This is a genomic window from Emticicia sp., from assembly GCF_049241225.1.
GTDB lineage: Bacteria > Bacteroidota > Bacteroidia > Cytophagales > Spirosomataceae > Emticicia.
This window is the reverse complement of the sequence record NZ_JBMLRC010000246.1, coordinates 1-11199: the sequence shown is the minus strand read 5'-3', so window position 1 is coordinate 11199 and position 11199 is coordinate 1. Positions and strand designations below refer to the sequence as shown.

The following is an 11199-nucleotide window of genomic DNA, read 5'->3' as shown; positions in this document are numbered from 1 at the left end:
GTACCATTATTCAAGCCTTTTCCGTCGTTTGCATTCCCATTAAAAGGGAAACAACTTATTAATCTTACTGGAATTGGGTTTACAGTTATAGTTACACTTCCACTTGAAGAACCTGTTCCGCAAACTGAATTTGAAATAGAAGTTACGTTGTAGGTAGTTGTTATTGTTGGTAAAACAGTAACTGTAGTTGGATTATTACTCGTAGTCTGGCTTGTTCCGCCAGAAATGCTATACGTCCATGGTCCTTGCCCCGTAAAAGTAATAGTAAGGGTTGCTGATTCTCCTTCATTAATTGTAGTTGTCCCCGAAATTGTAGCTGTTGCTTTCTGATTAATAGTCAAAGCATTCGAAGCAGCACTAATCGCAGCAGGGCTATCCGATACGATTCTGATTTTGTATCCAGTACCGCTGGCGATATTGTTAGGGACTTGAGCAGTAATAGGGCTGATTGTTCCAGTACCGATGCTGATAGGGTTGTTGAAATTCCCTACGGCATCTGATAATTCTACTCTGAAATTATTGTTTGGAGTAAAGTTTGCCTGAAATGGTACTGAGAAATTAGTTCCGGTACAATACGCCGAATTCAACGAACCTAACGCTACGAATGGAGCAACTGTGACAGTCGCACTTCCCGAGCTTGTACCCGAGCCACAAGTATTACTCACTGAAGTAACGGTGTAAGTAGTTGTAGCAAAAGGTGAAACAGGTAGTACCAATGGTGAGGTAGAAGTTGATTGTGAAGCACCATTATTAAGAGCGTAAGTCCACGGAGCAGAGCCTGTAAATGTAATAGTTATATTGGCTGACTGTCCATTTTGGATACTTCCTCCACCCGAAACTGTTGCTGTTGGTCTTGAACCACTAATTGCCAAAGTACTTGAATTAATACTGTTAACTGGCGTTCCGCTGGTAGAAACCAATCTGATACGGTAAAAATTACTGGCTATGATATTATTTGGAATAGTTGCCGAGATTGGTGTACTCGAACCACTACCGATAATAGTCGGATTGGCAAAACTACCATTTTGGTCAGAAAGCAAAACGTTTAATGGTGAACCTGCCGAAATATTGACATTACTTGAAGTATAAGCTACACTTATGTTATTACCCGCACAGACGGTTGTCGGAGAAAGGCTTCTGACAACAATGATTGAAGAGTTTTCCACCATTGGACAATTGTTTGTGTTACTGAAAAGTGCGAAAACTTCGTCATCATTTAAAGCACCTTTATAAAGCCTAACATCATCAATTTTCCCATTAAAATAATTCCCTAAACTGGAACTACTGGCACCGATACGCCCAATATCTGAAATTTTGAAAGGTATAAAGGAGCTGTTAGAAGCAGAAGCAACTAAGTTTCCGTTGATATAAAGTTTCAAACTTTGGTACGAACAAACGGCCGTGAGGTGTATCCATTGATTAGCTGCAAATCCAGTTGAAGAACTAACCGAGTAGACACCATTGCTGGTATAAGATTGTAGTACCCAACCCGAACTCGTCATGGCTAAGCCCTGAAAAGTATTAGTGCTTGTTTCGCCTTGAGAAATAATGTATTGAGTGCCCGATGGAATACTATTAGCCAACACCCACGCCGACATGGTATATTCACGCTTACGTAATAAGTTGGTTGTGTATTCGATATAATTCCCATTACCATTGAAACTATAAGCCGCATTTGTTTGACCGTATCTACTATCGGTCAAGATTGGCCCGTTGACAGTTGCAGTATTATTGCCATTTTCATCATTGGCATTATTGGAAAAAGGTAAGCAAGTAACAAATTGCTTAGTGAAATTAACTGTTACAATTGCACTACTATTTCCATTAAGGGTAGTTGTACCACAAACGTTCGATGCCGTAGAAATGGCATAGACACTACTTTGGTCAGGTGTAACGGTAATTTGCCAAGGATTTGTAGTTGCTACACCGCTCAATCCGTTGGTTAAAACATAATTCCAAGGCCCAGTTCCAGTAAAATTGAGATTGATATTGGTCGATTGTCCATCGTTTATAGCGACGGTTCCAGATACGCTATAGGTGGAAGGATTATTGACAAAAATATCGAAATTATTAACGCTGACATATCCACCATATCGAACCCTAATTTTGTAGTTTCCTCCCTGTACACTATTAGGGATAGAAACCGTAAGCGGTAAAAATTGGTTAACCCCAATAATAGTTGGATTATTGAAAGTTCCATTGGCATCCGATAGTTCAGCGATAAACTGGAGGTCGTTTTCAATCGGTAGATTATTGGTAAATGCTCTAACGATAAAAGATGTTCCTGTACAAATGACTGCGGTGCTGACACTCTGCACAGAGATATAAGTATCGTTGAACACATTGCTACAAGAGTTATAATTTTGTAGCAACATTACTTCGGGGTCAATTAAAGCTCCGTTGAAAATTTTTACATCATCAATTTTACCATTAAAAAACTTATTATTGGCAATTCCACTACCGATTCTTCCGAAAAGTGGACTGTCATAAAAAGCAGTTCCATTTGTATTACTTATGCCTGTTAGATTTCCATCGACATACAATTTGAGTTGTCCACCCGTTCTTACACCGACCAATAGATGCCAGTCTGTATTCACAACTGCATTGCTGTAAACCGTAATACCGTTGGAATAGAATTTCCAAGTGGGACTACCATTGGCGTATTCAACCCCGATATAGTGCTGTTCGCCCGTACTACCGAGCGAAAGTGCCAGTTGTTCTGGATTTCCGAGTGTTGGTAGAGCATTTAATTTTACCCAAGTGGCAAATCCAAAAGTAGTATTATTGAGTTGGTTGGTTGGGAGGTTAATATAGTCGTCGATACCGTCGAATTGAAGTGCTTTGTTAGTTTCAGAGAAACGGTTGGTTGTAGGCGTAACGCCATTTTGCAAACTTCCCGAATTGATTCCCTGCGAATCTGCACCGTTTCCATCAAGCGGGAAACAGGATTTGAGTTGTACATTTCTGACCACCGACACCCCAACACTTCCCGAACCCCCACTCGTACCACAAAGGTTATTCACAGAGCTGATAGTGTAAGTTTGCGAAGCAGTTGGGTAAACAGTTACGTTTACAGGAGAAGTATAAGTTGTTCCGGTAGTACCATCAGATAGTGTATAATTCCAAGGAGAGCTACCTGTAAAACTCAAACTCAGTGTTGCCGATTGACCTTCAGTAATAGTAGTGCTTGTACCACTAATACTTGCTGTTGGGGTAAGCGAACAGTTAGGTAAATTGACCATTGAGTAGGTTACACTACCGCCCGAAGGTTGTGATATATTAATGACTGTATTTGCATTGGAAAAGTTAGTAACGAGCATGACGTACTTCTGACCAGGTTGAGCATTATTGATGTATAAATCAGGTCGAGCAGCATCATAGTCGCAAGTTAGCGGATAATTGAGAGTGGCGTTACAAGCATTTGCAACATCATTGTTAGCCAGTGGACCCCAAACCACCGCATCAACATCATAGCCATTAGAGTTGGAGTAATTGAAGTACAAGTTTCCACCAGTATTTATAGTAATGATAAACCACGCCTGGTTTGGTACCGACCCCATACAGCCATAGTTAGTTCCACCCGTACCTGTAAGATTGGAATTGTTATTAACAGGAGCGTTGAATGAGAAACTGGAACCGTTAGTGTAATTATTAGGGTCAGTAAATAAGGAGCAACCAATCCTATAGTTGGAGCTATTAGCCGCATTACGAGGCATAGCCATCCTTGGGGATTTTTGTTGTGCGAAGCAAAAGTTGAGAATTGCAGTAAATAATACAACAGCAAGTAGTTTTTTTGTCATTGAGCTTTAGATTGATGTGGGCTTTAAAATCTTGAAACAAAGATATAAAATCATTAAAAAAAAAGAAATTTAAGGTTCGAAAACTTCTTTGTAATTAGCTGATTTTTAGTTGTTTTCAAAGTTTTTAAAAGTGAAGTTGTACTTTTTTGAAAATAAACTTATATCTTGAATTTTTATCAACTAACAAACTATATCGGGCATGAAAACTACAATTTTAATCACTTTATCAATTTTTTGTGGAATGATAGCGTGTAAAAACGATACCATAACCGCTGATTTATCTGTTTCTAGTCAGGAAACTGCTTCAAGAGAAAACACTCGTATAACAGCAGGAAAACCACCAGTTGTAACTTCTTACCTAACGGGAAACTCGGCCGACGTAACCACAACCACACAAGGTGGTCTATTATTGATGGGAGGAAGCACCGATGTAGATGCAGCTATTGCTTGGTTTTTGCAGAGAAGTGGCGGAGGCGATGTGGTCGTGATTCGTGCTACTGGTGCAGATGGGTACAATACATACATGTATAATATGGTACCTGTAAATTCAGTGGAAACTTTGATTATTGATAGTCGAGAAAAAGCTGCTTTGCCGAGTGTTGAACAAAAAATCAGAAATGCGGAAGCACTCTTTATTGCGGGTGGCGACCAATGGGATTATGTAAACTATTGGAAAGATACGCCCGTTGAAAATGCCATCAATTACCTTTTAACCACCAAAAATGTGACCGTAGGTGGCACGAGTGCTGGCTGTGCAATTTTGGGTGGTACATACTTTAGTGCTTCTCGTGGAACCGTTACTTCGGCACAAGCTCTTGCAAATCCGTATAACCGATACATGACACTTGGGCAAAATGACTTTGTAGCAGCACCAAATATGCAAAATGTGATTACTGATAGCCATTACACCCAACGTGACCGTCAGGGGCGTCACATTACTTTTTTATCAAAAATGATGAAAGATTTTGGGAACACAACTGCCAAAGGTATAGGCGTTGATGAAGAAACTGCCGTATGTATCGACCAAAATGGCATCGGAAAAGTATATGGAGTCAATCATGCGTATTTCTTGCAAAATAATACACTCGGTGCCGAAACTTGTGTGAGTGGTAGCCCACTAAACTGGGTGCGGAGTAATCAGGCGGTGAAAGCTTACAAAATTCAAGGAAATGCCGCAGGTAATGGTTCATTTAATGCTGCTACGTGGACTTTCAGCGGCGGAACTTCCTACTTTTATTATGTAACGAATGGTATTTTAGGGCAAAATTAAGCCATTAAGATAGGGGAGAATATCGTCGGATATTTTCCCCTTATTTTATTTGCAAATCTCTAAATCCATTTTTATACTAAAAGTAGACCAATTCATCAATAAATTCGTAGCCGAAACTGACGTAATTTCATATTCCCAACCAGATTTTGATTTTTTGTTATAATCGAACACCGACGAAATAATGATTTTAGTTTTATCGGTCGATAACGCCCATTTTCCTGTATCATTAAACTTCCCACCCTTCGAGCCTTGCTCCCAAGTGCCGTCGGCTTTGAAATATTGCGAAGCTATCGTGCCAGTTCCTGCTTTTGCACACCACCATTTATCAATAATCATAGTAGTTGGGTCTGGAGTAGTAGAAATACTTTCTTCTTTACTACACGCATTGAGACTAATAAATAGCACGAAGACAAATAACTTTTGTATAGTTTTCATGGCATAAAATTGGTTAAATTGGAGCAAAGCAGTAGCTAATCAGTGCTACAAAAACACTGATTAGCACCATTTTATGATAGTTTTATTTTACTTGATTCTTAATTTTGGGAATCGTTTTCAGATAGGCATAAATAGCTTTAACCTCATAGTCGGTGAGTGTTACGTGCGGCTGCATAGGATAGCGAAGCACTCCACCATCAGACTTTTTACAGAGTTTTACGGCATCAACAAACTGTGCCTCGGTGTATTTTTTTCCAATGCCAGTTTTTTCATCAAACGTAATATTCGATGATGGTACGATTTGTCCTTCGAGATTGGGCATGGGATTTCCACCTCCGTAGAAACCAAGTGAGTTTTCGGGGTGAAGTGGGTCTTGCTTCGAGAAATCTTTTGAGTGACAAGCATAGCAAGCAATCATATCGTTGGCTACGTATTTTCCAAACTCTACGATATTGGTCGAATCGGGTACATTGATTGGCTTTTTGATTGGTTCGAGCGGTTTCATGACCGTATTTGTCAAAACTTTAAGCAACAAACTTGGGGCTTGCTCGGGCTGCTTGCCTTTGGTGGCCTGAACAGGGAAACGGTCGGAGTGCAAATACGCAATGACAGATTTTACGTCTTCGTCGGCCATTCTCGGTAATTTCGGCATGATTGGCGAGTATTTACCGTTGCGTTTGATACCTGTTTTCAAGAAATACATAATTTCTCCGTCGGTCCAATTACCAATGCCGTGTTCTTTATCTTGCGTGATATTGAGTGAGTAGGCTTTGCCAAATTCGGCAGGTAAATCGAGAATCGCTTTGCCTACTAAACGATTATCATTATTGGCATGACAACCATTACAAAGTACGGTGGCAATTTTTTCACCACGAGCCACACGCTCAGGTGTAACTTCGACTTTTAGATTTTTCATATTTTCGGGAATTGCCACTTCGTAGGTGGGTACTCCCTTGAAATTAAAAAACAACAGGGCTACGCCAATAACTGTGATAAGCCCAATGATAGTAAAAAGTGCAGTTTTGAGGAAACGTTTCATAGCATATAAGTTTTTAAAATTTACCAAAGTTTATAAAAATCACATAAACATAAAATCTAATAATTCATTACTTATTGAGTGGTTTTAGGGAATAAATGGGAATGTAATAACTGTGCAGTTGAAGATACCTCGTGGTAAATCGATACTTGATGAACTTAGATTCGCAAACGTAATCTCAACTGTGTTATTGGCCGAAACTCTTGCATGAGCGATAATAAAACCACTGGGTAAGGCTACATTAGGCGATACCAGAACTGTATTTCTTTCTTTGATGATATTGGCAAATGGAAAACTCTGTGTGTGCGTGCTATTCCCTGCAATACTTGGCAAATCAACCTCTAATTCTTCGTTATTGATAGCCGTAATTGAGTTGCCATTTACACCAATTCGGGCGTTTCCGTTTACTTCAAGTGTATTTTCAAAATTATCGTTAGGAGCCACATTTATTGCCATGCGGGTTGAGCTAATGTAACTTTCGGTATTATTAGCCAAAGCCCTAACTTTCGAATCTAAGAATATAAAGCTGCCAGTATTATATTGGTCAGTATTTTCAAAAACCGTTTGCCCAGCCATACTTACATTTTGTTTTACTACATTACTTGCGGCAGGATAACGCCTCAGCGAAAACTGTGAGGCAGAAATTTGTCCTTTGGTTTCGAGTAAAAGTTCGACAGTATTGTTGTTGCTGAAAGCCCCGAGAGTATAGCTGCTATTGTTATTCAGTGTCTGTGAGGTATCCTGCACAAACACTCTTGAATACGATGCAATAGACCGATTAGTTCTAAAATCATCATTAAAAAGATAAATATTATTACCGAAGTTTCCAGCTTCATTGAGTTCTATTCTAAAGTCGGAATTTAGTTTTCTATTTCTTAATATGGCTCCGCCTTGCTCATCAATGCCAAACCACAGCCCATTGATGCTATTGGTGCCAGTTGCACCGTTGGTAAATTGGATTTGTGTGTTTACGTTTCCTGCTCTATTGATGTGTAATTCGGCATTAGGGTTGCCAATATTTATTCCTACTTTATTGGCAGTAGTATTGAGTGCATTGCTGGTGGCACTATTTGGCAAAAGCGTAAAGCTTTGGGCAAAAATTGTCTGACTCAGCAATAAACTGAATGCTGTAAAATAGATTTTCATGACTATTTATTAGTTGTTGTTTTGAATAATGAAAGTTTTAGCCACACGTTTAATCGTGTTGCCATCACAGTATTTGTAGTCGAGTTTTACTTCTTTTCCCAGTTTTTTTCGAGCAAATGTAATTTCAACGGCCTTCTGACTTCTTTCGGCGGGTGAGCCGCAACCCAATGTTTCGTTGCTTTGGTAGAAATTAGTAGCGGGATTTTGTAGCGAGCCATTGAGCGAAAAGCTTTGGTAATTAGCATCAATGTAGCTCACATGAAAGGTGCTGGCATTATCCGAAATAGTCAGTACAGTTCGGCCTGCCTCGCTACCGCTGGTCTTATAAGTACCATCAAGCGATTGCAGCTGTGCTGTGGCAAAATAATTAATTAAAATACTGATAATAAGTGTATTAGCAAAGGTTTTTATGGCAATGAAGTTAAAAGAATTGGCTCAGCAACTATCCATAAATGCTTTCAATAACTTACTTCTTGATTCGCATACCCGTTTTTCTTTTTCGATGTGCCTTTTTGGGGAGTTTTACCAAATGGGTCTTCTCCTACACCAAGATTATTAACTTGAGGTTTTTTATTTACATCGCTGCGAGTTGCTTTATTTTTATTCTTTTCTGTTTCTCCAATATACCCGTTTTTTTGTTTTGCCACGCCAACATCGCCCCAGCCAGTTTCTTTGTTTTTGGCTTGTGCTTTTGGTTTCACTTTTGTGGTATCAAATGGATTCCGAATGTCGGTCTTCGAGCCAATTTTTGGTTTATCGGTGCCAGTGTTTGGCTTTGAAGTGCTGGTGCTGCTCTGTGCAAAAGCAATGGACGTGCAAAACAATAATAGAGCTGAGAGAAGAGTTTTCATTTTTATGACTAATTTTAATTTAAGTATATGAAGAAAAACGGGTATTCTTTCGCTTTTCAACGATACAAAACTATGTGCCATTTTTCATGAAAAAATCAGTCTAAAGTATGATTTTTGTGAAGATAGAAATACTTAATTTCTCAATTTTGCCATGAGTGCAGTACGAGAATTTACCTCGAATTTGAAAAAAATATTGCTGATGTGGGTCTTAATCGTACTCACTGAAACAAACAACGCATCGGCCATTTGTTGGTTGGTTTTCCCCTCAAAGATTTCTTGAAGCACCTCAAATTCTCGGTCGGAAAGTGGGTTCACGAGGCTTTTATTGATTCGCTGAAAGTCGAGTAAAGGGCGTGTGTATTTTAGTTTTTGGGCAAAATTATAAAGGGCAATTTCGATGGTAGCGAATAAATCTTCTTCGTCGAATGGCTTTACGATATAGCCACTTGGCTCCGTAATTTTTGCTTTATTCAGCACCTCACGAGTAGAGTAGGAGGTAAGAAAAATAAAAGGAATAGACAGGTTTTGGTGAATGTAAGTGGCAATATCAATGCCATTTTGCTCGGCAGAAAGGTTGATGTCGAGCAAAACTAAGTCGGGAGAATTGCTTCTTAGTTGCTCGAATGCCTGCGTTGGGTTGTGTGCAATACCCGATACTCGATAATCAACGTTATTGAGAAAATCGGCAATATCGACGGCAATGATGGGGTCATCTTCGATAATCAGTATACGTATCTCACTCATGTTTTTTGAATACTTTTTTGGGGAATAGAAAGTTCGATAAATGTGCCGTTTTCGCTACGAACCGTGAGTTGAGCCGAAAGTTTACTAACAAAACTTTGAATCAGCTGATAGCCCATCGAATTAGTTTTTTCGAGACTAAAACCTTCGGGAAACCCAATGCCATTGTCCGAAACTTGCAAAATAAATCTTTCGTTTTCGAGATTCGCACGCAACAAAATTGTGCCTTTTTTATCATCAGGGAAAGCATATTTGAGTGCATTACTTACTAATTCATTAATGATTAGCCCGAGCGGTACAACGGTATCGATGTCTAAATTGAGTTCGCTGATTTCGGTTTTGAGTTGTATTTTTTCGGGTTGAATATTGTATGAATTAAAGAGGTTTTTAATCAATTTACTGATGTAGTTTTTCATATTTACCCCCCGAAAATCATTTTCTTGATAAAGACTTTGGTGAATCAATCCCATTGTTTTTACCCGATTCTGTCCTTCTTTTATGGCTTCAATGGCTTGATTGTCAGTAAGATGTCGAGATTGAATACTGAGTAAACTCGAAACTACCTGCAAGTTATTCTTGACTCGGTGATGTATCTCCTGCATCAAAACTTCTTTTTCGTGTAGAGCTTCGGTAATAATTGCATTTTTCTGTGAAAGCTCTTCGCTCGTTTTTTTCTTTACTTGATACAGATAGAAACCAATTCCTACCAAAATAATTAACCCCAAAATACCGAGTCCATAAAAAACGGCTTCTTCTTCTGATTTTTTTATTTTGAAATCTTTCAGTTCGTTCTGCGAATTAAGTAGGCTAATTTGTTGCTCTTTTTTCTCCAAATCATATTTTTTGATAGTTTCGAGCATTCGCTCATCTTTGGTAGAATTAAATAGCGAATCGTTGGCTTTCTGAAATTCTTCACCATAAAGAAACGCTTCTTGAAATTTCCCCCATTTGGCATAAAGCGTTTTTATGGCAGCTAATGATTTCGTAAGGTGTTCGAGCGATTGGTGCTTTCTGAAAATATCAATCGCCTTTAATAAATTACTTTCTCCGTCTTTATACTGACCAATTTTGCCATAGACAGCCCCTAAGTTTTCGTAGTTGATACCTACCGCAATAGGGTCGTCTTCGATGTTTATTAATTGATTCGATTGCTGAAAATACGTAATGGCTTCGGCTAATTTATTGAGTTCCATGTCGATACTACCCAACTGCGTATAGGCCAGCCCTTCGGAGTTTTTATCAGATAAATCTCTAAATGATTTGAGTGCTAATCGGCTGATATTGAGTGCTTTGTTGAAGTTTCGAAGGTTGGTGTATTGATTTCCTAAATTATAAGACACATTCGCAATCCACTGTTTATTATTGATTTTCTGAAAAATATTCAAGGCTTTTTCGTAATATTCGATGGTTTCTTTTGGCTCTTTCCTGAACTGATAACAAGCGGCAATATTATTCATCGAAATCCCCATGTAAAGCGAGTCTTTTAGCAGTTCGTATCCCTTCAATGCCTCTATGTAATACCCCAATGCCTTATTTATTTCGCCCGAAACGTGGTAGGTCATTCCTATTAAATTTGTGCCACGAGCAATTTCCTTCGTAATTTTATTTTTCTGGGCAACCGAAAGGTATTGTTGAGCAAATTTCCGAGCTTCGGTTGGGTCGGAGTAAAGGCTCTGTTTGATGATGTCGGAAAGGATATTGAGTCGAACCGTATCAATTTTAGTTTTTGCTAAAACTTGTTTTAGGCTATCCACTTTAGTTTGAGCAAAATTTTCGGTCGAGATGTAAAACAGCAAGAAAAGAGTAAATATTTTTTTCATGGCTTTGGGTAAAAAATAGCAACATAAAAATAATAGAAAAACCAAAACAAAAATTCCTTTTTCTTGTCTAATTTGCAAAAACATTCTTATTCAAACTCAA

9 protein-coding genes are annotated in these 11199 nt (G+C 38.8%); 1 reads left to right on the top strand and 8 read right to left on the bottom strand.

Annotation, left to right across the window (positions count from 1 at the left end):
* On the bottom strand, positions 1–3716 hold a 3716-nt coding region (locus tag ACOVO2_RS13270), incomplete at its 3' end, for a LamG-like jellyroll fold domain-containing protein (protein ID WP_421770445.1).
* Between the two features lie 283 nt (positions 3717–3999).
* On the opposite strand from ACOVO2_RS13270, the gene ACOVO2_RS13265 reads away from it, so the two are divergent.
* A complete protein-coding gene (locus ACOVO2_RS13265) occupies positions 4000–5070 on the top strand; it encodes a cyanophycinase (protein WP_421770444.1) in 1071 nt (356 codons plus the stop codon).
* A 45-nt stretch (positions 5071–5115) separates the two neighbouring features.
* Here the strand turns inward: ACOVO2_RS13265 and ACOVO2_RS13260 are convergent, their stop codons facing one another.
* The 7 genes from ACOVO2_RS13260 to ACOVO2_RS13230 form a co-directional block, all read right to left on the bottom strand.
* The gene (locus ACOVO2_RS13260) at positions 5116–5505 is read right to left on the bottom strand and encodes a hypothetical protein (protein WP_421770443.1); all 390 of its coding nucleotides are present in this window, start codon (positions 5503–5505) and stop codon (positions 5116–5118) included.
* An 82-nt stretch (positions 5506–5587) separates the two neighbouring features.
* On the bottom strand, positions 5588–6544 hold the full coding sequence (locus ACOVO2_RS13255) for a c-type cytochrome (protein WP_421770442.1): 957 nt from the start codon (positions 6542–6544) through the stop codon (positions 5588–5590).
* 84 nt (positions 6545–6628) lie between these two features.
* On the bottom strand, positions 6629–7687 hold the full coding sequence (locus tag ACOVO2_RS13250; protein WP_421770441.1) for a hypothetical protein: 1059 nt from the start codon (positions 7685–7687) through the stop codon (positions 6629–6631).
* A gap of 9 nt (positions 7688–7696) precedes the next feature.
* Complete coding sequence (locus ACOVO2_RS13245) at positions 7697–7945, bottom strand: hypothetical protein (protein WP_421770440.1); 249 nt, start codon at positions 7943–7945, stop codon at positions 7697–7699.
* Positions 7946–8145: 200 nt separating this feature from the next.
* The gene (locus tag ACOVO2_RS13240; protein WP_421770439.1) at positions 8146–8538 is read right to left on the bottom strand and encodes a hypothetical protein; all 393 of its coding nucleotides are present in this window, start codon (positions 8536–8538) and stop codon (positions 8146–8148) included.
* Between the two features lie 132 nt (positions 8539–8670).
* Positions 8671–9282, bottom strand: a complete 612-nt coding sequence (locus tag ACOVO2_RS13235; protein ID WP_421770438.1) for a response regulator transcription factor — start codon at positions 9280–9282, stop codon at positions 8671–8673.
* Positions 9279–11099 (bottom strand): histidine kinase dimerization/phosphoacceptor domain -containing protein, encoded by a 1821-nt coding sequence (locus ACOVO2_RS13230; RefSeq protein WP_421770437.1) that lies wholly within the window; start codon positions 11097–11099, stop codon positions 9279–9281. The genes ACOVO2_RS13235 and ACOVO2_RS13230 overlap by 4 nt, the downstream gene beginning before the upstream one ends.
* Between the last annotated feature and the right edge of the window lie 100 nt (positions 11100–11199).

What these genes read in the sequence shown, in the direction of transcription:
- ACOVO2_RS13265 (WP_421770444.1), top strand. Translation starts at nt 4,000, where the DNA reads ATGAAAACTACAATTTTAATCACTTTATCAATTTTTTGTGGAATGATA.
- ACOVO2_RS13260 (WP_421770443.1), bottom strand. Translation starts at nt 5,505, where the DNA reads ATGAAAACTATACAAAAGTTATTTGTCTTCGTGCTATTTATTAGTCTC.
- ACOVO2_RS13255 (WP_421770442.1), bottom strand. Translation starts at nt 6,544, where the DNA reads ATGAAACGTTTCCTCAAAACTGCACTTTTTACTATCATTGGGCTTATC.
- ACOVO2_RS13250 (WP_421770441.1), bottom strand. Translation starts at nt 7,687, where the DNA reads ATGAAAATCTATTTTACAGCATTCAGTTTATTGCTGAGTCAGACAATT.
- ACOVO2_RS13240 (WP_421770439.1), bottom strand. Translation starts at nt 8,538, where the DNA reads ATGAAAACTCTTCTCTCAGCTCTATTATTGTTTTGCACGTCCATTGCT.
- ACOVO2_RS13235 (WP_421770438.1), bottom strand. Translation starts at nt 9,282, where the DNA reads ATGAGTGAGATACGTATACTGATTATCGAAGATGACCCCATCATTGCC.
- ACOVO2_RS13230 (WP_421770437.1), bottom strand. Translation starts at nt 11,099, where the DNA reads ATGAAAAAAATATTTACTCTTTTCTTGCTGTTTTACATCTCGACCGAA.